The sequence below is a fragment of the Dechloromonas sp. HYN0024 genome, assembly GCF_003441615.1.
GTDB lineage: Bacteria > Pseudomonadota > Gammaproteobacteria > Burkholderiales > Rhodocyclaceae > Azonexus.
In genome coordinates, this window is the sequence record NZ_CP031842.1 from 1,062,349 (window position 1) to 1,085,808 (window position 23,460).

Genomic DNA, 23,460 nt, shown 5'->3' on the forward strand with positions numbered 1-23,460 from the left:
ATGGAATACATCCGTTACCGCGTCCTGCACGAAACCCGTTACGACTACGGCAGCAATGTCTCGCTGTCGCAGCAGCAGCTTCACCTGTCGCCGCGTGTCCTTGACTGGCAACTGGTCGAGGAACAGCGCATCGACATCCTGCCCATTCCGACCTGGCGACGCGATGGGCGCGACGCCTTCGGCAATCCGGTGACGTGGATGGCTTTTCATGTGCCGCATGACGAGTTGCTTATCCGTTCGGTCATGACCGTTGCCGTCAAGCCACACCTGCCCAAGGATATCGAGGAATCGTTGCCCTGGGAGCAGGTGCGCGACCGGCTGGCTTACGATTCGACGGACCCTGTTCCGGCCGACCTTGATGCCACGCGCTTCCTGTTCGAAAGCCCGCATGTTCGCGTCAAGCACGAACTGGCGGCCTATGCAGCCGACTGTTTTCCGCCCGATACCCCGGTTCTGGTGGGGGCACAGGCGCTGATGGCGAAGATTTTCGAGGAATTCACCTTCGACCCGGAAGCCACCACAGTGTCGACCCCGGTCCTCGAAGTGCTGGAAAAAAAGCGCGGCGTTTGCCAGGACTTTGCCCACCTCATGATCGCCTGCCTGCGCGCCCTCGGTCTGGCTGCCCGCTATGTCAGCGGCTACCTCCTGACCCGGCCGCCCCCCGGCAAACCCCGCCTGATCGGTGCCGATGCTTCGCACGCCTGGGTCTCCGTTTATGCGCCGGGCAGTGAGAACGACTGGGTCGATTTCGATCCGACCAACAACCTGCTGCCCAATACCGAACACATCACGCTCGCCTTCGGCCGCGACTTCTCGGACATTTCACCGCTGCGCGGCATCATTCTCGGCGGTGGCGGCACCGAACCGGACGTGGCGGTGACGGTGATTCCGCTCGATGAAGAAGAGATTCCCTGCGAATTGCTTGACCCGGAAGAGGCTGCGGCCGCCAAGCCAGCCGACGCGGACACGGACACGGACACGGACAAGAAATAATGCAGCGCGTCGCCATCATCGGCGGCGGGCCGGCCGGGCTGATGGCGGCAGAAGTTCTCGCCGCGGCGCCGGGCGGCAGCCGCCGAAAAGTTGATATTTTTGATGCCATGCCCTCGGTCGGGCGCAAGTTCCTGATGGCCGGCAAGGGCGGCATGAACATCACCCATTCGGAGCCTTTGGCGGATTTCACCAGCCGCTATGGCGAGCGGGCCGCGCAGATCGCCCCACTTCTCGATATTTTCGGGCCAACCGAGTTGCGTGAATGGATTCATGGACTGGGTATCGACACCTTTGTCGGCACCTCGGGCCGGGTTTTCCCCACGGACATGAAGGCGGCTCCCCTGCTGCGGGCCTGGCTGCATCGCCTGCGCGGCGCGGGGGTGCAGTTTCATGTACGGCATCGCTGGCTGGGTTGGACCGCCGATGGCAGCCTGCGCTTCGCGACGCCGGCTGGCGCGGTCGAGCTCAAGGCTGATGCCGTCATTCTGGCGCTGGGCGGCGGTAGCTGGGCTAAACTTGGTGCCGACGGCAGTTGGGTTCCCGTGCTGAGTGAGCGCGGTATCCCGGTGGCTCCCCTGAAGCCGGCCAATTGCGGCTTCGATGTCGCCTGGAGCCCTTATTTCAGCGAGCGATTTGCCGGCGCGCCGGTCAAGGCAGTCACCGCCAGGTGGGCGCAACAGCCGCCAAAGCAGGGCGAATTCAACATTACGGCAAGCGGTATCGAAGGTGGTCTGATCTACGCCTTGTCTGCCCCCTTGCGCGATGCGCTGGCCCGCCACGGCAAGGCCGAGCTGACCCTCGATCTGGCTCCCGGGCGCAGCCTCGAACGGTTGACGGCCGACCTGGCCCGGCCGCGTGGGCGCGATTCGCTGGCCAACCACTTGCGCCGCCATGCCGGCATTGATGGCGTCAAGGCCGGGTTGCTGCGCGAATTCTGTCCACCTGACATCCTCAATGCAGCGCCCGCTCTGGCGGCGGTGATCAAGGCGCTCCCCTTGCCGGTCAAGGCTACCCGGCCGATCGATGAAGCGATCAGTACGGCTGGCGGCGTCGCTTTCGAAGGGCTGGACGAGCATCTCATGTTGCGCGCCGCGCCGGGTGTCTTTTGTGCCGGTGAAATGCTCGACTGGGAAGCGCCTACCGGCGGCTACCTGCTGACCGGCTGTCTGGCCAGTGGCCGGGTGGCGGGACTGGGGGCCGTTGGCTGGTTGGAGCCCCTGGCTTAATTGGGTGGGGGGAGGGGACTGGCGGCGTCGAGCAGGGTCAGTGCGCCTTCGAATTCGAAAGCCCCGACGCATTTGTCGAATGCTGGGTAATCGTCGCCGAGCACTGTCCTGAGCGTTCCAGCCTGGTCCCGGGCGAGCCTCTGGGCACTCATTTCGCCCTGTTGCAGTTCCCGGCGCAGACGCTCGATCAGGGCGCCGGTGGCCAGTGCGTCGGCCGTATCGCTGCTGCCTGCGGCCGGCATGACGAAGGGGCCCAATTGCTCGAAAAGTTCGGTGTAGGCCTGTTCGGTTTCGTCGATAAGCCGGGTGATGACGGGTATCTCATGACCGTCCTTGATCGCCATCTCCAGATCGGCCGAGGTTTGATTGATGCGGGTGGCACCGAGCGTCGCCGCGACGCCTTTGAGCGAATGGGCGAGGCGTCGGGCTTCGTCGCGGTTGCCGGCGGCCAGTTGGCTGCGGATTTGGGTGAAATCGTCGACGTGGGTTTGTGAGAACTTGCCGAGCAGGCGGCGGTAACTGTCCACCCGGCCACGCACGGCGCGCAGGCCCAGCTGGCTGTCGAGTCCGGCAATGGCCGACAGATCTTGATCGCCGGCGGCGGTCGGGCTGACTGTGGCGGCCTGGGGCGGTGCCGTCGGCAGCCAGCGCGCCAGCGCCGCATCAAGAACCTGCGGGGCGACCGGCTTGGCGACGTGGTCATTCATGCCGGCGGCCAGGCAGGTATCGCGGTCATCGTCAAAGGCATTGGCCGTCATCGCCAGAATGGGGATTTTTCCCCAGCCGGGCAGGGCGCGGATTTGCCGGGTTGCTTCGAGGCCGTCCATGACCGGCATCTGCATGTCCATGAGGACCAGGTCGTAATGTCGCTGACGGGCCAGGGCCACGGCCTTGCTGCCATCAATGGCGATATCGACATGCAGCCCGGCGTTCTGCAACAGTTCGCTGGCGACCTCGGCGTTGATCGCATTGTCTTCGGCCAGCAGAATATGCGCCCCGCGCTGAAAGCCGCTTGCTGCCGCGACCCGGGCTGCCGGCATGGGCCTATGGTCGTTGATCAGACCGACGCGGGCGGTAAACCAGAAAGTGCTTCCCCTGCCGGCCTCGCTGTCGGCGCCGATCTCGCCGTGCATGGCTTCGACCAGCCGGCGGCAGATCGCCAGTCCGAGACCGGTCCCGCCGTAGCGGCGGGTGGTCGAGGTGTCGGCTTGCTCGAAGGGCAGGAACAGCTTGCCGAGCGTCGCCGGATCGATGCCGATGCCGGTGTCGGCCACTTCGCAGCGGATGGTGGCGCTGTTGTCGCCGCGCGTCAGCAGGTGCATCCGCACCTGAATCGCGCCATGCTCTGTAAACTTGATGGCATTGGAGAGGAAGTTGAGGAGTATTTGCTGGAGGCGCAGCGGGTCACCCAGCAGCTTTTCCGGCAAGGTCGGATCGATCGTGCATTGGATTGGCAGGCTCTTGGCCTCGGCCCGATCGGCGACCATGGCGCAGGTGGTGGCACAGATGGCATTGAGCGAAAAGCTGGTTTCTTCAAGTTGCAGCTTGCCGGCCTCGATTTTCGAGATATCGAGGACGTCGTTGATGATCCCCATCAGGTGTTGTGCCGCCTCGGCCACCTTGCCCAGGCGTTCGTGCTGCGCCGCATCACCCGCACTGCGCTGGGCGATGTGGGTGAGGCCGATGATGGCATTCATCGGGGTCCGGATTTCGTGGCTGATATTGGCCAGGAAAGCGCTCTTGGCATGACTGGCCGATTCTGCTTCCTCCTTGGCCTGGATCAACTGTTCGGTGCGCTCGGCGACCAGGGCTTCGAGGTGGTGGCGGTAGCTGTCCAGTTCGGACTGAATGCGTTTCTTTTCGCTGATGTCTTCCTGGATGCCGAGATAGTGGGTAATCCGGCCATCCGGCTGGCGTACCGGTGAAATGATCGCAAAGCTCGAATACTGCGAGCCATTCTTGCGCTGATTGATAAATTCGCCGCGCCAGATTTCCCCCCGGTTGAGCGTTTCCCAGAGTTCGGCATAGGTGTCCGTGCCGGTCAGTTGCGAGTGCAGCATGCGGGGATTGTTGCCGATGGCTTCTTCGCGGGAATAGCCGGTATTGCGGACAAAGGCATTGTTGACGTATTCGATCTCGGCCCGGGTATTGGTGATCAGGATGCTATGCGGGTTCTGCTCGATTGCCAGCGACAGCTTGCGCAACTGCTGCTCGACCTCATGCCGTTCAGTCACGTCCTGTACCGTACCGACGGCCGAAATGGCATGGCCTGAAGCATCAAAATGGATATGGGCCCGTTCCCGCACCCAGCGTGTCTGACCCTGACGAATGATGCGATGTTCGCTGTCGTAGGCCGTGCCGGTGAGGGCGGTCTGCCAGTCGGTGAGGACGCGCTGGCGGTCATCCGGGTGTATCAGTTCGACAAAGTCGGTGAGGCGCCGTACGTGATTGTCGGGCAGGCCGAAAATTGCGTAAACCTCGGCGCTCCAGTCAAGTCGGTCGTTGACGATGTCAAGCCGCCAACTGCCGAGATGGGCGACCGACTGGGCTTCCTGCAAGGCCGCCTCGCTCTGGCGCAGGCGCTGCTCGAACTGCTTGCGTTCGGTGATGTCCTGGCTCGTGCCGAAGAGCTGGCTGACCCGGTGCTCACTGCCATAGACGACCTGGCCGACGGTGTGTATCCAGCGCTCCTCACCATCGTTGCCGCGGATTACCCGATATTCGTTGTCGAAAGGCTGACCGCCGCGAAAGACGTGATCGCGTGAGTAGTCGCTCATTCGCTGCCGGTCGTCGGGGTGGATCAGTTGCCGCCAACCCTCGGTGTCCAGGCGTTCTTCCGGGGCCAGACCGAATATTTCGTTGTGAGTCGGCGATCCGCTCAGGCTGTCAATGGCCGCATCGAAGGTGAAGTGGCCGAGGCGGGCCAGGCGCTGGGCCTGAAGCAGCATCGACTCGCTTTGTGCCAGCGTTTTTCGCGAGCGATGCATGCTCATGCCGAGGCCGAGTTCACCGGCGAGATTGCCGAGCAGGTTGATTTCTTCGTCGTCGAAAGGATCAATGCTTGCGGAATAGAGATTGAGAATGCTGACGATGCGGCCATCTAACCGCAAGGGGAGCGAAATGGCCGAATGAAATCCCTGCTGCCGGGCGCCATCGCGCCATGGCTGGTAGTTCGGGTCGGCCTCGATGTTGCGGACGATGGCCGGGACGCCGCTGCGAATGGCCCGGCCGCTTGGGCCATGACCATTCGGGGTGTCGTCCCAGGTGACCTCAAGTTGATGCAGGTAGTCATCGGCCATTCCAGAAAAGGCGACTGGAACAATGCTCTTCCTGGCGTCATGCACAACCTCGCCAATCCAGGCCATCTGGTAGTCACCGACCTCGACGACGACGGTGCAGATTTCCGTCAGCATCTCCTTTTCGTCCTTGTGTCGCACCAGAGCCTGGGCGACGCCGCTCATCATGCGCAGGGCGCGGTTCTGGCGGCTGATCTGCCGGCGGGCACCGCGCTGGTCGGAAATGTCGCTGACTACGCCGACCCGTAGCGGGTCACCTTCGGCTGATCCGGCTTCGACGACGCAGCTGCGATCCTCGACCCAGAGCCAGTGTCCATCGTTGTGGAGGATGCGGTATTCGATGATTCGCGATGTGCCGTCCGGGTTATTTTGGTGGCCGCTGTCGGGCATCAGCAGATGCTGGTCGTCGGGATGAATGCGCGCCATCCATTCGCTCCGGGTTGCCGGCGCACCCTCCCGGACCAGACCCAGCATGGCGAGAAGCCCGTCGCTGGCGATCAGGCGGCCGGTCTCCCGGTGATATTCCCAACTCCCCGCGGCACTGTTGAGCGCCAGTCGCAGGTAGGCTTCCAGGCGTGTCTGCTCACGCTCAAGACGGGCGTGCTGCCTGGCGCTTTCATGGCGTTCGATTGCGATCTGTTCGAACAGACGGCGTTGGCTGATAACGCCAAGCGCCCTGCCGTCACTGGCAAGAACCAGCATGTGCCGGAGGCGCAAGCGGTTCATTTTTTCCAGTGCGACGCTCATTGTCGCCGTGGCATCAATGCTGTGCAGGGGGGCGCTCATCGCCTGACCGAGGGTGAGGGCCTGCGGCTGGGCCGCGGTGCTGATCAGTCGGGGAATGTCGCGTTCGGTAATGATGCCGGCCGGGCGGCCATTCTGGCTGACGATCAGGTAGTCGGCACCATGCCCGATCATGCTCGCCATGGCATCGCCCAGCGTCGCTTCGGGCGGCAGGTTGGGGATGTTCCGGTCGAGGATGCCTTCCAGGGTACGCAGGTTGTCCACGGTCTCGCTGACCAGGCGCAGACGGAAATCGGTGTCACTGACAATGCCGCAGACCCGGCCCGAGGCGTCGGTAACCACCAGGTGGTGGATGCCCTCGGCCTCAACCAGGCGGCGAGCCTGTTCCAGGTCGAGATCGGCCGGGGCGGTAATCAGGGGATGCGACATGATGGCGTCGATCCGGACATCTGCCGACGGGTGCGCCTGCAGTGCGCTCAGGATGTTGCTTTCGGTGACGATGCCGAGGGCCGTCTGGTCGTCCATGACGAGCAGGCTGGAAATGTGTTCCCCAGCCATCAACCGTGCTGCCTCAAGCAATGTGGCGTCAGGCGGCAGCCTGCTCACTGTGCTGGTCATGATGTCGCGTAGCGTCACCGTCGGCGTCGGGCTCATTCGGGTTCCGTAGGCGGTGGCGGAAGCGTTGCCGCGAGGGCGTCGCAGGTCGTCTGGAGGCGTTCGCTCAGTGCCGGCCATTCGGCCAGAAGCCGGGCAGCCTCGGGCGTCAGATCGGGCTGGCGGAGTGCTTCGTCAAGTTGACGTGCCGACTCATAGATACCAGTCAGGCCGAGGGTGCCGGAAACGCCTTTGAGCCCGTGGGTGATCTGCTCGGCCTGGGCGATATCATCATTGTTCAGCGCCTGCCGGATTTTTTCGATGTCCTTGCCATGTGTGGACAGGAAAATGCCGAGCAGACGCAGATAACTGGGCAGCTTGCCGCGCAGTGCGCTCAGGCCATAGGCGACATCGAGGCCGGGAATCTGTTCGAGGGTGGCTCGTGTGGCCTGCATCGCGTCGTCGGGTGTGGCTGCCGGTGTGGTCGGCAGGCGCGGACTGCTGCTGGTGACGATGGCCGGCGTCAGCCACTTGATGAGGGCGGCATAGAGACTGCCCGGGTCGACCGGCTTGGCAATGTGGTCACTCATCCCTGCCTCGAGGCAGCGCTTGCGGTCCTCACCGAAGGCATTGGCGGTCATCGCCAGAATCGGCACTTGGCGACCACCTTCGCTCTGGCGTATCTGGCGGGTGGCTTCCAGACCATCCATCACCGGCATCTGGATGTCCATCAGGATCAGGTCGTAGGCCGTTTCGGCTGCCATCGCCACGGCCTTTTTGCCATCGCCCGCCAGATCGACCTCGAGGCCGATGCCACGCAACAGGTCGAGGGCTACTTCCTGGTTGATCGGGTTGTCTTCGGCCAGCAGGAGGCGGGCCCTGGGGCGATGTATTCGGATCAGGCGTTCGGCCTCTCCGGCCGAACAGGTGATGGCGGGGGCCTCGCCAGCCGTGGTGCCGACCTTAAGACGGGCCGAGAACCAGAATTGGCTGCCTTCGCCGGGGGTGCTGGTGAGGCCGGCTTCGCCACCCATCAGATGGGCCAGACGGTGCGAAATGGCGAGGCCGAGTCCGGTGCCTCCGAAGCGTCGCGTTGTTGAATTGTCGGCTTGTTCAAAAGCCTTGAAAAGTCGGGCCTGCTGCTCGGGTGGGATGCCGATGCCGGTGTCCGAGACAGTGAACCGGACGACCAGTGTCTCGGCCTTGGCCATGAGCAATTCAACAGCGAGCGAAATGCTGCCTCGTTCGGTAAATTTGATGGCATTGCCCAGGTAGTTGAGCAGGATCTGGCCAATCCGCAAGGGATCGCCATGGAGCACCGGTGGCAGGGCCGGATCGACGCTGAGCTTGAAGGTCAGGCCGCGCGACTGGAGGCGGTCGAGCACCAGTTCGCAGGTGTTGTCGAGGACGCGGGCGAGAATGAAGTCGACCGGGGCCAGTTCGAGCTTGCCGGCTTCGATCTTCGAGATGTCGAGGATCTGGTTGATGATGGCCAGCAGGTGATGCGCCGCGTCGGTTACCTTGTTGAGACGGCCAAGCTGTTCGGCGTCCTGGGCATGATGTTCGGCCAGATGGGTAAGGCCGATGATGGCATTCATCGGGGTGCGGATTTCGTGGCTCATGTTGGCCAGGAACTCGCTCTTGGCACGACTGGCCAGTTCGGCCACCTGCCTGGCTGCCTCGAGTTCGGCGGTGCGCGCGTCGACCAGTTCTTCAAGATGTTCGCGATGCTGGGCCAGTTCTGCCGCAATCAGTTTTTCGTCGGTAATGTCCTGCCAGATGCTGCTCACCAGTCGCTTGCCGCCAACCGTCAGCGCCGTTGCCGAGATGCGGGCGAACTGGATGCTGCCATCCTTGCGCCGGTGCATGTTCTCGATAACCACAGTCCCTTCCTGCAGGGCTTGCGTGATGGCATCGTGCGTCTGGGCTTCCGTGAGAACGGCCTGAATGTCGGTCAGTGTCTTTCCTGCGAATTCCTCGCGGGTGTAGCCCAGGCTGCGCAGGCCGCCATCGTTGACCTCGATGAAGCGCAGGGTTTCCGGGTCGATCAGGCAAATGCCGTCATGGGCATTGCTGACAATGCTGCGATAGATTTCTTCACGCTCGCGCAGGGCGCGTTCGGCGGCAGTGCGGGCCGAAATATCGACGATATACACCACCAGATGCGGGACGCCGTCCATCTGGACGGTATCGGCAGACAGACTGATTTCCCGCCGGCGGCCATCGCGCCCGACGCCAACACTCGGAAACTCGGTAATCCGTCCATCGCGGCGCAGCAGCTCGACCATCGTGGAGCGGTCTTCAGCGCTTCCCCATAGGCCGGCCTCAAGGGTTGTTTTGCCGACCAGATCGCTGTGGAGCCAGCCATATTCGTCAAGCAGGCGGGCGTTGGCCTCGACGATCTTGCCATCGGAGAGGCGGGTGATACAGGCGGCGACCGGCGCGGCACGGAAGGCAATGGCCAGCCGTTCCTGCAGTTGGCTAATCTGCTCGGCCGCCCTCTTGCGTTCGGAAATGTCGAGAATAAAGGCAAGAATGTAAGGGTTGCCACCCAGGTGCACGATCTCGGCCGAGAGGCTGATGTCAATCGGGGTTCCGTCGCTTTGCCGCCATTCCGTCAGGTAGTCCTGCAGCAAGCCGGTTTCCAGCAGTTTCTGGCGCCATACCTGTCGGGATTCGGGGTCGGGCCATAAGCTCAGATTGGTGGACTGTTGGCCAATCAGTTGCTCACGCGTCCAGCCCAGCAGTTCCTGGTAGCGGGGGTTGACGTCGAGATAGGTGCCATTATCCAGGGTGGTCAGGGAGATGGCTGCCGGGCTGCCATTGAAGGCGACGGCAAAGCGTTCCTGCAATTCATGGGTATCGGTCATGTCACGACCGATACCGAGGACGCCGATCAGTTTTCCGGTGTGGTCGCGGATGGGGGCCTTGGTCGTCTGCAGGTATTCGCGGTGGCCATCGCTGGCGAAGGTGACCCATTCGTCGTTGCGGCGCGGACTGTCGGCCTGCAGTGCGGCGAGGTCGTTGGCGCGGAAGAAAGTGGCCAACTCACGATCGACAAAATCGAAATCGGTCTTGCCCTGGATAGTCGCTTCGTTGGCCCCGAAAAACTGTTCGAAACGCTTGTTGCAACTGAGGTAAACGCCATCAGTGTCTTTCAGCCAGACGAGATCGGGAATGGTGTCGACCAGGCTTCGTAGCTGGCTGCGTTCCTGCTCGAGTGCTGTCTGGGCCTCTTCGGCCATCGTCTGGCGCGACAGGCTTTCGCGTAATACGCGATGGAGCAGGACCATCAGTAGTCCGGCGGTGATGGCGACAAACAGCCAGCCTTTAATCATGCTGGCGGTGACCCGTCTCACCGGATCTTCAATCAGACTGGCGACCAGTTGATCGGATATGAGAATCCATAGCGCGGCCAGCGCGACATAGGGCAGGACAACCTGGGCAATCGCCCCGTAAAGAGCCTTCCTATGATGACGGAGGGGGTCTGCGGACATGGTCTATTCGGCGTAGGACTGGGCAATCGCCGTGAAGCTTGGATATTCCCGGACAAAAGCCTCAACGATGTCCGGGTCGAAATGCGACCCGCTGCCTTCAACGATGATGCCGTAGGCGTCATCGAGTGAGAAAGCCGATTTATAGACGCGCTTGCAGGTCAGGGCGTCGAAGACGTCGGCCAGCGCCATCAGGCGGGCGGCAATCGGGATGTGATCGCCGGCCAGACCGTCGGGGTAGCCGCTGCCATCCCATTTTTCGTGGTGGGAATGGGCAATCAGCTTGGCGATGGCGAGAAACTCGACCGGCTTGTCGGCATCGCTTTCGGCCTGCCCGATGGCCTTGCTGCCGAGTTCGGAATGGGTCTTCATGATTTCCCACTCTTCCGGCGTCAGTTTGCCGGGCTTGAGCAGTATGTGGTCGGGAATGCCGACCTTGCCGATGTCGTGCAGGGGGGCGGACTGGGCGATGGCATTGATCGTCCGTTCGTCGAGATAGCCGGCAAAGCGCGGGTGTTCGCGCAGCGCCCGGGCCAGCGTCAGTACGTATTCCTGGGTACGGCGCAGGTGCTTGCCGGTTTCCGGGTCGCGCGTTTCAGCCAGACGGGCCAGGGCGTGGATGCTGACTTCCTGGATCAGCTGATTTTCGCCCATGCGGCGGGCTACTTCGGCTTCGAGATAGGCGTTCTGGTTGGTCAGGATATCGCGTGCCTGCTTGAGTTCGAGCTGGGTGCGGATGCGGGCGAGGACAATGGCGGGGCGGATCGGTTTGGTGATGTAATCGACGGCGCCGCGGTCAAGGCCGCGTTCTTCATCATCCGTTCCGTCCATCGCCGTGACGAATATGACCGGAATATTCCGCGTGCTCGGCGCTGCCCGCAATTCGGCGAGGACATCGTAACCATCCATATCCGGCATCATGACGTCGAGCAGGATGAGATCGGGGGTTGGGCTGCCAAGGGCAATCTGCAGGGCGCGCCGGCCGGAGTTGGCGGCGCGTACCCGATACGCGGGCTGCAGCAGTTCGCCGAGGACACTGAGGTTCTCCGGGGTGTCGTCGACAATGAGGATGGTTGCCGGATTTCGGCTCATTTTTTTCGTCTCCAGTCGCTTGTGGCGAATTTCACAGAATTATCACCTTTTGGCGATGAAAATGCTACCGCGGTAAACCCGTAGGGGCGTCGGTCTGGTGGTTACGAATTAGGCGTCAGGCGGTACGCTGAGTTCCGGCGATGCGGTGAAAGATCGCAAAGCGGGTCTTGTCGATTTGTTCTGCCTCGAGGGCGGCAATCAGGGCGCAGTTCGGCTCCCGGTTGTGCTGGCAGTCACGAAAGCGGCACTGCCCGAGATAGGGGCGAAATTCGGGGAAAGCGGCTTCAATTTCATGGCGGCCAAGATGTCCCAGGCCGAATTCCTGCAAGCCCGGTGAGTCGATCAGGTGACTGTTGGCATCAAGATGGTAGAGCGTGGCGTGCGTTGTTGTGTGCTTGCCGGAGTCGAGGGCCTGCGAAATTTCACGAGTGGCGGCGCGGGCTTCGGGAATCAGGGCATTGACCAGGGTGGACTTGCCCATGCCCGACTGGCCGACCAGGACGCTGGTCTGGTTGGCCAGGTAGGGGCGGAGATTTTCCGCCTGGTCGAGGGCCGAGAGTTCGAGAATGCGATAGCCGAGGGCGGCTAGTGCGGCCAGACGCTGGCGGGCGGCGGGCAACTTGTCGGTCAGGTCGCACTTGTTGAGAATGATGAGCGGTTTGATGTCCTCGCTCTCGGCGGCAACCAGGGCGCGGATGATCAGTTCGTCGGAAAAGGCCGGTTCGGTGGCGACGACAATGACCAGTTGATCGACATTGGCGGCGATCAGTTTCTGGCGGATTTCGTTGGAGCGGTAGAGCAGGCTGGTACGTGGCTGGATCGCTTCAATGACGCCCTGGTCATCGGAAGTCTGCTTGATGTCGACGCGGTCACCGCAGGCGATCTCGCTTTTCTTGCCGCGCGGGAAACAGGGCAGGCGGGAACCATCGGCCAGTTCGACGACATACTGGCGGCCGTGCGCGGCAATGACACGGCCTTCCATCAGGCGGTGTTCACGGATGGGGTCGGGCGGCAGGTAGTGAGCACGAGGCTAGTCCTTGAAACGGTAGTATTGCTGGTTCAGATAGGCGGCGACTTCGGCTTCTTCCTCCGGGAACCAGCCGGCCCGGACCTGCGAATTGCAGGTGGCGACGCGTTGCAGGACATCGAGCTGGGTCATCAGGAGGCGACCTTCACGAGTATACATCTTGCTGCCATCGCCACCGTAGAGGCGAACGTGGCATGCGACACAGGCTTTTTCATGGTGTTCGTGACCTGCTTTGGGGTCGGCGCTGCCCCAGGGTTCGGCCAGTGCCGGTCCGGCAATCAGGGCGGCAATGAGAAGCGAGATGGTCGTTTTCATGCAGGTTTCTCCTGAAGTTGCAGGTGCGCGATGCGCTGGGCAGCCGGCGGGTGAGAGTCGTGGAACAGCGAGTGTAGCGGGTCGGGGGTCAGGGTAGAAGCATTGTCCTGATAAAGCTTGACCAGAGCGTGGATGAGGTCGCTGGCGGCGGCATGCTGGGCGGCGTAGGCATCGGCCTCGAATTCGTGGCGGCGTGATAGCTGGCTCATCAGCGGTGTTAACGGAAAGGTGAACACCGGCATGACCAGGAAGAAGAGGATCAGCGCCAGTGTTGTGTTCTGGGCCGGCACGCCGAGCCCGGCGTAGAACCATGGCGCATCGATCAACTGACCGAGCAGCCAGAGGAAAGCGAGCGAACCGGCAAACATCAGGACCATGCGCTTGGCCACATGTTTCTTGCGGAAATGGCCGAGTTCATGGGCCAGCACGGCTTCGACTTCGGTCGGCGCGAGGCGGGAGAGCAGCGTGTCGAAGAAGACGATGCGCTTGTTATTGCCGAAACCTGTGAAATAGGCGTTGCCATGGCTGGAACGCTTCGAGCCATCCATGACGAAGAGGCCGGACGAGCGGAAGCCACAGCGGATGAGCAGGGCTTCGATGCGCGTTTTCATCTCGCCATCGTCGAGCGGTGAGAACTTGTTGAAAAGCGGCGCGATCCAGGTCGGGTAGATGAACATGATGAGCAGGTTGAAACCGCTCCAGAACAGCCAGACGTACAGCCACCAGTATTGACCCATGGCGCCCATCAGCCAGAGTACGGCGGCAATCACCGGGGCGCCGATGACCAGTCCGAGGAGGGTCTGCTTGAGCAAATCGGCGAAGAACAGGCCCGCAGTCATGCGGTTGAAGCCATGCCGCGCCTCGATGACGAACTGGCTGTAGAGCGACAGCGGCAGGTCGACCAGGCCGGAAATGAAGGTCAAGCTGAAAATCATCGCCAGACCATAGGGCAGGCCGTCGAGCCGGAGCGACCAGAACTCGTGCAGGGCGGCGAGGCCACCACCGAGGGTCAGGGCAAGGAGCAGCAGGGACTCGATGAACAGACCGGCGATCGCTGTCCGGCTGCGGTCGATGGTGTAATCGGCGGCTTTCTGATGGTCAGGCAGAGTGATGCGTTCGGTAAATTCGGCCGGTACGGCGCTGCGGTGCGTTGCGACGCAACGGATGTGGCGCATCTTCAGCCATAGCCGGGTGACCAGGGTCAGGGTGAAAAAAACAAGAAAAATCAGGGTGAAATCAGGAGTCACGAATGAGGGGCCAAAGCTGTGCGAAAATCGCGGTTTTCAAGGATTCGGGCAATTATATGGCAGGCAATGCAAACAACCTCGTCTGGCTGGACATGGAAATGACCGGCTTGAACCCGGACGGCGACCGCATCATCGAAATGGCCATGGTGGTGACCAATTCCGAGCTGGAAATGGTCGCCGAATCGCCCGCCTGGGTTGTCCATCAGTCGGACGAGACGCTGGCCGGCATGGATGACTGGAACCAGAAAACCCACGGACGTTCTGGCCTGATCGACAAGGTCAAGGCATCGGCAATGGACGAAGCCAAGGTCGAAGCCGAAGCGCTGGAATTCCTCAAGAAATACTCGCTGGCCGGTCATTCGCCCATGTGCGGCAATTCAATTGGTCAGGATCGCCGCTTCATGGCCCGCTACATGCCGACGCTGGAAGCCTTCTTCCATTACCGCAACCTTGATGTCAGTACCCTAAAGGAACTGTGCAAGCGCTGGCAACCGGAGATCTACAAGGGTTTCAAGAAGAAGAGCAAGCACACCGCGCTGGCCGACATCTACGAGTCCATCGACGAAATGAAGTATTACCGCGAGCATTTCCTCAAGGGCTGATCGCGCAATGTCTTGGTGATCTGGCGTTAAATAGCCTGTCGCACGTAGGTGAACAAAGCCCGGCATTTGCCGTAATGCCGTTCAGTTAAGCCTGAACGGCATTTTTATTTTGTACGCAAGCTATTGTAAACATTAGCTAAGGCTGTTAACTTCTGGCTCGATGCTATCGAGCCAACTTCACGCAACGACGGATGTTCTGCCAGTAGCCGGACTTGACCGGCTGGCTGAACATTTGCCGCTGGCGTGGATTGAACAGGCGCTCAAGGCGACGGGAACGGCCAGTATCCGGCGACGGCGACTTCCTGCCGAACAAGTTGTATGGCTGGTAATTGCCCTGGCGCTGTATAGACACCAATCGATGCCTGAAGTATTGGCGACGCTGGATTTGGCGCTCCCCTCGTCGGAGGAGTCGGCCGTCAGCAAGAGTGCGGTGACGCAGGCCAGACAACGTTTGGGTGTGGCGCCGATGGAAGATTTGTTCAGCCAAACAGCCAGTGTCTGGTGTGCCCAAGACGCCGAGCGGCATGCCTGGAAAGGGCTCTCTCTGTGGGCCATGGATGGCACCACCTTTCGCGTGCCAGACAGTGCCGAGAACCGGGCACATTTCGGAGCCCAGTCGTACGCCAGTGGCAAGGTGGCCAGCTATCCGCAGGTTCGGGCCGTGAGCATCACGGCTATTCCGACGCATCTGGTCGCCGATATGGCCTTCGGGCAGTACGGCCAGAACGAGATGTTGTACGCCAAGACCTTGGTCGAGCGCATCGCCGATCATTCTCTGACCATTTTTGATCGCGGCTTTCTCAGCGCAGAAATCCTCTTGGGCCTTAGTTTGGCAGGAGAAGCGCGGCACTACCTGATTCCCGCCAAATCCAATACGAAGTGGGAATTACTATCCGGGACGGCGGAGGATGGCGTTGTGCGTATGCGGGTGTCGCCGCAGGCCCGAACCCAAGCTCCATCGCTGCCCGAATACTGGACAGCGCGTGCGATCCGTATCGTTTCGGCGAATGGCAAGGTACGGGTTCTGCTCACCTCCCTGCTGGACCGACGCCGCTTCAAGGCAACAGATTTGGCCGAGTGCTATCGTCGGCGCTGGGAAATAGAGACCAGTTATCGCGAACTCAAACAGTCCATGCTCGGCACGGCGCTGACCTTTCGTAGCCAGCAACCGTCAGGGGTTGAACAAGAAGTCTGGGGCGCTTTGATTGCTTACAATCTCGTCCGTCTGGAAATGGCCAAGGCGGCCATTCAGGCCAAGGTGGAACCGACGGGCCTCAGCTTCCTACGCGCCTTGCACATCCTGCAAAGTGAAATGATCTGGGCTGCCGGGATGGCGCCAGGAAAACTACCTGCACATCTGCTGCGCTTACGCATACAGCTTCAGTTCGCCATCGTGGAAAAACGACGGGGGCGTCAATGCCCCCGTGTCGTTAAAGCCCTGCCAAATCGCTATCCCGCTAAATATCTGAAAAAAGATCCTTAACTGAACGGCATTACCGGCATTTGCCGGGCTTTGTGTTTTTGGTATTCGGCTGTTCGGCCAAAGCGGCCGGTGGTGAACTCAATGAAAAATGGCCGGTTCTGTGTGCAGACCGGCCATTGCCATTCTGAGACGGTAAATGACAGCTTCGTACTGCGGATTCAACCGGTGGATGCAACACACTAGAATCTGCGTAAGCAGAAGGAGTGTTGCCAATGAAACAGAGAACCCGGATCTATTACACGGATAGCCAGAAGGCGCTGATGTGGGAACGCTGGCGCAAGGGCGACTCACTACAACAAATCGCCCAGCTCTTTGATCGAAATCACTCATCGGTTCAGGGAATCCTGGCCGAGACTGGCGGGATAACTCCGGCACTGCGATGTCGCTCCAAACGGGCATTGACACTTTCCGACCGGGAAGATATTTCGCGAGGTTTAGTTGCGGGCTGTTCCATCCGTGCGCTCGCTACTCAATTGAGGAGAGCGCCGTCCACCGTCAGTCGTGAAGTCAACCGCAATGGTGGCCGGGAGTGTTACCGAGCGACTCAAGCCGACCAGGCAACCTGGGCTCGGGCACTTCGCCCCAAGCCTTGCAAACTGGCTGAGAACCCTGAGCTGGCGCATATAGTGGCGAACAAGCTGCATTCGCTGTGGTCACCAGAACAGATTGCTGGCTGGCTCAAGCGGACCAACCCAGACAATGCGAGTCATCAGGTGTCACACGAGACTATCTATCGCACCCTCTATATTCAAACCCGAGGCGCTCTGAAGAAGGAGTTGCTGGCGTATTTGCGGCGGACGCGAGCCATGCGCCGCTCTCGCCATCACACACAAAAGACTGGCGATCACGGCCGAATCGTCGATGCTGTGTCAATCAGCGAACGGCCGGCCACGGCTGATGATCGGGCGGTGCCGGGGCACTGGGAAGGTGATCTGCTGTGCGGCAGCAAGAACAGTCAGATTGCGACGCTCGTCGAACGTCAATCGCGCTACCTGATGCTGGTCAAGCTCTCCGGCAAAGATACCGGGACCGTCACCAACGCCCTGATCAAAAACGCTCGTAAGTTGCCGCAAGAGCTCTACAAATCGCTGACCTGGGACCGGGGCAAGGAAATGGCTGGCCACAAGCGATTCACGCTGGCGACGGATATCCAAGTCTATTTCTGCGACCCCCATCACCCTTGGCAACGTGGAACGAATGAGAATACAAATGGACTGTTGCGCCAGTTTTTCCCAAAGGGAATTGACCTGTCCCCCTATTCGCAAGCGAAGCTGAGTGCCATTGCCCGGAAACTGAATGAGCGCCCTCGGAAAACACTAAACTACGAAACACCGGCACAACGTTTTTACCAAACCGTTGCATCCACCGGTTGAATCCGCAACCCTGAGCTGACGTTGGACGAAAATGAAAACAGTCCTTGGCTAGGAGGCATAAAAATGGAAAGCGGCCATTGAATCGGGATTGCTGGTTTCGCCCCCTTTATCAGCTCCTACGCAGCGGTTGCTGTCGCTAGCAGGGTTTGAATGGCCGGGGGGACGCGGCACATGCCGTACTGGAAATTTTCTCTGTTTTACCCCGATATAATTATTTTTGAGTCGTGAGAGTACAAATGCGGGATAGCCTGCGATTCCTCACACCGCTACATGCGTTGGCAAAATGGAGTATCAAGCCATACCTGCCAGCGCAGTGGCAAAACCGTCAATTCAGTGAAAACGTACGGCGCTGACGCCAACCAACGCCAAAAACAGCACAAAGGAAACGCTCTTCCAAAAGATCACCGGATTGCGTTCGATCAGCGGCGGTTTGGTTTTATTTAGAAACTCCTGGTTCGGGTGATGCAGGTCGAAGACGAATTCGGAGAGCACCTCGTAACGAGCGAATGGGGCGGGTTCGACAGCCTTGCGAATGGCATCGTCAATCCAAGCGGGAATTTCGCGCTCTTCGTTGAGGACGGTTTGATAAGCGAGCTTCCTTTGTGCTGCCTTAGTCCGCGATTTGGCAACTTCGACGCCGTAGGGTAGCTTACCGGAAAGCATCTGGTAGGCGATGACACCGAGCGAGAAGATGTCTGAGCGCGACGAGCCGTTTTCGCCGAGGAAATATTCCGGCGCGGCGTAGGCGGCAGAGCCGAGCAAGTTGATCTGTTCGATGGGTGTGGCAATTTCCATGACGCCGGCAACCCGCGTTGCGCCGAAATCGATGATCTTCACCGTGCCGGTGCTGTCGATCATGATGTTGTCAGGCTTCAGATCCTGATAGACCATTTCGAGGCGGTGGAAGGCCTGCAGGCCTTTGGCGATCTGTTCGATGAGGCCGCGCACGGTGGGCAGGTCTGGCTTGGGGTTGTCAATCATCCATTGGGCGAGGGTCTGGCCTTCGATGTATTCGGTAACAACGTAGATGTAGTTGCGTTTGCGCGTTTGCGAGCATGGCTTGAGCACGTGCGGGCTGTTGATGCGCCGGGCGATCCACTCTTCCATCAGAAAGCGTTCGAGATAAGCCGGGTTGGCTTGCAAGTCGACCGAGGGCGTCTTGATTACGACGTTTTCGCCAGTTTCGCTATCGATCGCCAGATAGATGTGGCTGCGCGCACTACCCTTAATTTCGCGCACGATCCGGTAGCCGTCGAAATCCATCCGCGCATCGAGTTGCGGCGGGAAAGGCAATTCAGAGAGCTGGCGGAACATTTCGTTGGATTCGGGCGTTGGCAGTTCGTCGATACGGATGATCTGAATCGTCAGGTTGTCGCCGCTGCCTCGCTTCAAGGCTTCTTCGACAACGGCTTTGGCCGCCAGATCGAAATTGCCGGCACGACCTTCGATAGCCGCCGCGACGCAAGCTGCATCAATGAACTCATAAACACCATCAGTCGCCAGCACCAGCAGCTCGCCCTCCTCCAGCGGAATCGCCTGGTAATCAACTTCAACCTTCTTATCCATACCCATGGCACGCGCCAGATAGCTCTGCGCTGATGAAACGCGGACGCGATGGTCCTCGGTCAGCTGCTCAAGCGCTGTTCCGCGCAGGCGGTAGATGCGGGCATCACCGACATGAAACAGATGCGCCGTGCGCGACTTGATGATAATGCCGCTGAAGGTGCAGACATAGCCGCGCTCGCGGTTGTAGCGGTGCTGGCTTTGCTGGGTCTGCGAATAGAGCCAGGAATTGGTGGCGCCCAGCACATGTTCAGCCGAGGTTTTGACCGACCATGCATCCGAAGTGCAGTAATAATCTTCGAGAAAAGCAGTAACCGCCGCCTGCGCCGCCTCCTGGCTGACATCGCTGCTGCTGATGCCGTCAGCCAACGCAATGGCAATGCCCTTGCTGGCGAGTTGCGGCCCACTGGGCACGAGCACGCCATGGAAATCCTGATTGATTTCCTTGCGACCTTTAGCGGAATACTGCCCGGCGGTGATTTTTAGTTGGCGGCTCATGAGATCAGCGAAAAAAGAATGGAAAAACCCCTGTCCTTCACGGGCAGGGGTCTTGAAATACAGCCGACAGATTAGTAGGCGTTACGCTTCGGTGCGGTACGAACGTGAGTCGAATACATCGTCAGGCCAACAAAAAACAAACCACCAACGAGATTACCCAGCGCGGTCGGGAGCTCGTTCCAAATCAGGTAATCCATTAGCGTGAAGTTACCACCCATCATCAAACCGGTAGGAAAGAGGAACATATTGACGACGGAGTGCTCAAAACCCATGTAGAAGAAGACCATGATCGGCATCCACATGGCCATGATCTTGCCCGAGACATTGGTACAAATCATCGCGCAGACAACGCCGGTCGATACCATCCAGTTGCACAGCACGCCACGGGTAAAGATAGTCAGCATGCCGGCGGTGCCGTGTGCCGAGTAGCCAAGGGTACGACCCTCACCAATATGGCCGATTTTTTGCGCGATGGCATTGGGTGCCTCTGAGAAACCGAAGGTCCAGACGATCACCATAAGCACCGCCACTGTCAGTGAACCGGCAAAGTTACCGGTAAATACCAGCCCCCAGGTGCGCAGGATACCCTTCATGGTGACGCCGGGGCGTTTGTCGATCAGGGCCAGCGGGCAGAGCGTGAACACCCCGGTGAGCAGATCGAAACCGAGCAGGTAAAGCATGATAAAACCAACCGGGAAGAGCATCGCACCGACCAGTGGCTGGCCGGTCTGAACCGTGACAGTAACTGCAAAGGCTGCCGCGAGATTAAGAATGGCGCCGGCCATGAAGGCGCGAATCAGGGTATCGCGGGTGGACATGAAGATTTTTGATTCGCCGGCGTCGATCATTTTGGTGACGAATTCGCTAGGTGCTAGATAGGCCATGGTTATTCTCTCTAATTAAGTTTATGTTTTTATGTTTGCTTCAAACCGCCAGGAAAACCTGGCCGTTTTCCAGCTTCACTTCGAATTTGGTGCAGGAACCAACATCCGGCGCGACAGCATGGCCGTCTTCCAGACCGATATTCCAGCCGTGCAACGGGCAAGTCACGCGCTTGCCGTGGACGATGCCTTGCGACAACGGGCCGCCCTTGTGCGGACATTTGTCGTGCATGGCGAAGACCTGGTCATCGGAGGTACGGAAGATGGCAATGTCGCCACCAGTCGCCGGCTTGACGATGCGCGAGCCGAGTTGTGGGATGTCTTCCAGCGGGCAAATCAGTTTCCAGTTACTCATTTTTATTCCTCGATTTTTGGCAATTTTCAGGCGTTGACCGCAACCGGCACGATGGGGATGAATTGTTTGATTGCTTCCGGCTCGCGCGACGTCGCCCACGGGTCTTTGGCATCTTTCAGTGAGTCGAGCAGGCTGGCGTAGAGCGCCTTGCGGCCTTCTTCATCCTCAACAATCTTGCCCTTGACGTAATCCATGCCGACGCGCTCCAGGTAATGACAGGTGCGTTCCAGATACCAGCCCTCAACCCGGTACAGTTGCAGGAAGGCGCCGGAATATTCCATCACCTCCTCGTCCGACGTCACCTTGCACAGGAACTGCGCGACTTCGGTCTTGATCCCGCCGTTGCCGGCGATGTACAACTCGTAGCCGGAATCGACGCCGATGATGCCAACGTCCTTGATGCCAGCCTCGGCGCAGTTGCGCGGGCAACCAGAAACCGCCAGCTTGACCTTGTGCGGGGCGTACATGTCAAACAACATCTTCTCAAGCTTGACGCCCATCGACATCGCCAGCTGTGTGCCGAAACGGCAATGCTCCATGCCGACGCAGGTCTTCACGGTGCGGATCGACTTGCCGTAAGCGTGGCCGGAAACCATGCCGGCGGCGTTAAGGTCAGCCCACATTTTCGGCAGGTCTTCCTTCTTGACGCCGAGCAGGTCAATCCGCTGGCCGCCCGTTACTTTCACGGTCGGCACGTTGTACTTCTCGGCGGCATCGGCGATGGCACGCAACTCGTTTGGGGTCGTCAGGCCACCCCACATACGCGGCACAACCGAATAGGTGCCGTCCTTCTGAATGTTGGCGTGGGCGCGTTCATTGATGAAGCGCGACTGCGGATCGTCCTTGGCTTCGTGCGGCCAGGTCGAAATCAGGTAGTAGTTCACCGCCGGGCGGCACTTGTCGCAACCGTTCGGCGTTTTCCACTCCAGCGACATGAAGACAGATTCCTTACTGGTCAGGTGCTGGTTGAGGATGGCATCGCGCACCATCTTGTGCGAATGATCGGTACAACCGCAGATCGGCTTCTTGTCAGAAGCTGCAGGGGTGTAAGCACCACCGATGGTCGAAGCCAGAATCTGTTCAACGAGGCCGGCACAGGAGCCGCAGGAGGACGCCGCCTTGGTGTGCTTCTTTACCTCGTCCAGCGTAAAGAGGCCATTGGCCTTGATCGCCTGGACGATGGTGCCCTTGGTGATGCCGTTACAGCCGCAAACCTCGGCGCTGTCAGCCATCGAAGCGGCCTTGCTGTTGCCGGCATGGCCCACGTCGCCAACCAATGACTGGCCGAAAATCAGTTGATCACGGATGTCGTGAATATCACGGCCATCCTTGAGCAGCTGGAAGTACCACGGGCCATCCGCCGTGTCACCATACATGACGCCGCCGACCAGCTTGTTGTCCTTGATCACCAGTTTTTTGTACACGCCACCATACGGGTCGTTGAGAACGATTTCTTCGGTATCCTCGCCGCCCATATAGTTGCCGGCCGAGAACAGGTCGATACCGGTAACTTTCAATTTAGTCGAGGTCACCGAGCCGGTGTAACGGCCGATGCCGTAGCCCGCCAGATGATTCGCGGCAACCTTGGCTTGTTCAAAGAGCGGCGCGACCAGACCATAGGCGATGCCGCGATGGCTGACACACTCACCAACTGCATAAACTTTCGGATCGTAGGTCTGCATCGTGTCATTGACCACAATGCCACGATTGCAATAGATACCTGATGCTTCGGCCAGCGAGTAATTCGGGCGGATGCCAGCAGCCATGACCACCAAATCCGCCGGAATCTGCATGCCGTCCTTGAAACGAATTGCGGCAACGCGACCGGATTCGCCCTGTATCAAGGCTTCAGTTTGTTTCTGCAGCAGAAATTTCAAACCCTTATCTTCCAGCGATTTCTGCAGCATCTTGCCGGCGATTTCATCAAGCTGGCGCTCCAGCAGCCACGGGCCGAGGTGGATCACAGTCACATCCATGCCGCGCAGTTTGAGGCCGTTGGCCGCTTCCAGACCGAGCAGACCGCCACCGATCACCACTGCATGCTTGTGCAGCTTGGCGGCTTCGATCATCTCGTCGGTATCCTTGATGTCGCGATAACCAATGACGCCGGGCAGATCATTACCCGGAATCGGCAACATGAACGGGGTCGAACCAGTCGCCACCAGCAAGCGGTCGTATTCTTCCTCGGTACCGTCATCTGCAATCACCTTGCGCTTGACGCGGTCGATCTTGGCGATGTTTTTGCCGGTATGGAGCTTGATGCCCTTTTCCTTGTACCAGTCGAGTTCGTTGAGGACGATTTCCGAAATGGTCATTTCACCGGCGAGCACCGGTGAAAGCAGGATGCGGTTGTAGTTCGGGTGCGGTTCAGCACCAAAGATCGTGATGTCGTAATGATCCGGCTTGATCTTCAGCAGTTCTTCCACGGTGCGAACACCGGCCATGCCGTTACCGATGAGGACGAGACGAGGTTTGCTCATGTGTGACTCCAACGTTGCGCGCACCAAAGGTGCAAAAATTATTTCAGCGCATGACATCGTTGTCACAAAAGACCTATCTGGCCAAGTCACCCTCACTGGTGGCTTTTCGCTACTAATTTAAAACAAAGCAATTAGCACGCCAAGCAAACAATAGATTGATTACATGAGTGTTTAATTAATCTAACTCAAGTGTTACG

At 59.7% G+C, this 23,460-nt stretch carries 15 protein-coding genes; 5 read left to right on the forward strand and 10 right to left on the reverse strand.

Annotated elements, in window-relative coordinates; all coding sequences use genetic code 11:
* Both HYN24_RS05125 and HYN24_RS05130 read left to right on the forward strand, forming a co-directional pair.
* Entirely contained in the window at positions 1-993 is a 993-nt protein-coding gene (locus tag HYN24_RS05125; protein WP_117608255.1) for a transglutaminase family protein, read from the forward strand.
* Positions 993-2,219, forward strand: a complete 1,227-nt coding sequence (locus tag HYN24_RS05130; protein WP_117608256.1) for a TIGR03862 family flavoprotein — start codon at positions 993-995, stop codon at positions 2,217-2,219. Before HYN24_RS05125 ends, HYN24_RS05130 begins: the two co-directional genes overlap by 1 nt.
* Here the strand turns inward: HYN24_RS05130 and HYN24_RS05135 are convergent.
* The 6 genes from HYN24_RS05135 to HYN24_RS05160 all read right to left on the reverse strand — a co-directional run bounded on the left by HYN24_RS05135 (position 2,216) and on the right by HYN24_RS05160 (position 14,028).
* A complete protein-coding gene (locus tag HYN24_RS05135; RefSeq protein WP_162888596.1) occupies positions 2,216-6,913 on the reverse strand; it encodes a PAS domain-containing protein in 4,698 nt (1,565 codons plus the stop codon). The genes HYN24_RS05130 and HYN24_RS05135 overlap by 4 nt on opposite strands.
* A complete protein-coding gene (locus HYN24_RS05140; RefSeq protein ID WP_117608258.1) occupies positions 6,910-10,350 on the reverse strand; it encodes a PAS domain S-box protein in 3,441 nt (1,146 codons plus the stop codon). The genes HYN24_RS05135 and HYN24_RS05140 overlap by 4 nt, the downstream gene beginning before the upstream one ends.
* A gap of 3 nt (positions 10,351-10,353) precedes the next feature.
* Entirely contained in the window at positions 10,354-11,439 is a 1,086-nt protein-coding gene (locus HYN24_RS05145; protein WP_117608259.1) for a two-component system response regulator, read from the reverse strand.
* A gap of 115 nt (positions 11,440-11,554) precedes the next feature.
* On the reverse strand, positions 11,555-12,421 hold the full coding sequence (gene rsgA, locus HYN24_RS05150) for a ribosome small subunit-dependent GTPase A (RefSeq protein WP_117608260.1): 867 nt from the start codon (positions 12,419-12,421) through the stop codon (positions 11,555-11,557).
* Positions 12,422-12,469: 48 nt separating this feature from the next.
* Entirely contained in the window at positions 12,470-12,781 is a 312-nt protein-coding gene (locus tag HYN24_RS05155; RefSeq protein ID WP_117608261.1) for a cytochrome c, read from the reverse strand.
* Entirely contained in the window at positions 12,778-14,028 is a 1,251-nt protein-coding gene (locus tag HYN24_RS05160) for a M48 family metallopeptidase (protein ID WP_117608262.1), read from the reverse strand. The genes HYN24_RS05155 and HYN24_RS05160 overlap by 4 nt, the downstream gene beginning before the upstream one ends.
* 56 nt (positions 14,029-14,084) lie before the next feature.
* Here HYN24_RS05160 and orn point away from each other — a divergent pair, with 56 nt between their 5' ends.
* From orn to HYN24_RS05175, 3 genes are all read left to right on the forward strand, one after another.
* Entirely contained in the window at positions 14,085-14,630 is a 546-nt protein-coding gene (gene orn / locus HYN24_RS05165) for an oligoribonuclease (protein ID WP_117610213.1), read from the forward strand.
* A gap of 160 nt (positions 14,631-14,790) precedes the next feature.
* Positions 14,791-16,113, forward strand: a complete 1,323-nt coding sequence (locus HYN24_RS05170) for an IS4 family transposase (protein WP_117608263.1) — start codon at positions 14,791-14,793, stop codon at positions 16,111-16,113.
* Positions 16,114-16,325: 212 nt separating this feature from the next.
* A complete protein-coding gene (locus HYN24_RS05175; protein ID WP_117608264.1) occupies positions 16,326-17,486 on the forward strand; it encodes an IS30 family transposase in 1,161 nt (386 codons plus the stop codon).
* A 330-nt stretch (positions 17,487-17,816) separates the two neighbouring features.
* On the opposite strand, the gene HYN24_RS05180 is transcribed toward HYN24_RS05175, so the two are convergent.
* The 4 genes from HYN24_RS05180 to nirB form a co-directional block, all read right to left on the reverse strand.
* Entirely contained in the window at positions 17,817-19,547 is a 1,731-nt protein-coding gene (locus tag HYN24_RS05180; RefSeq protein ID WP_117608265.1) for a bifunctional protein-serine/threonine kinase/phosphatase, read from the reverse strand.
* Positions 19,548-19,618: 71 nt separating this feature from the next.
* Positions 19,619-20,431: a formate/nitrite transporter family protein gene (locus tag HYN24_RS05185; RefSeq protein WP_117608266.1), complete on the reverse strand. Its 813-nt coding sequence runs from the start codon at positions 20,429-20,431 to the stop codon at positions 19,619-19,621.
* Positions 20,432-20,471: 40 nt separating this feature from the next.
* Positions 20,472-20,783, reverse strand: coding sequence for a nitrite reductase small subunit NirD (gene nirD, locus HYN24_RS05190; protein WP_117608267.1), 312 nt, complete (start codon positions 20,781-20,783; stop codon positions 20,472-20,474).
* 26 nt (positions 20,784-20,809) lie between these two features.
* Positions 20,810-23,263 (reverse strand): nitrite reductase large subunit NirB, encoded by a 2,454-nt coding sequence (gene nirB / locus HYN24_RS05195; RefSeq protein WP_117608268.1) that lies wholly within the window; start codon positions 23,261-23,263, stop codon positions 20,810-20,812.
* Between the last annotated feature and the right edge of the window lie 197 nt (positions 23,264-23,460).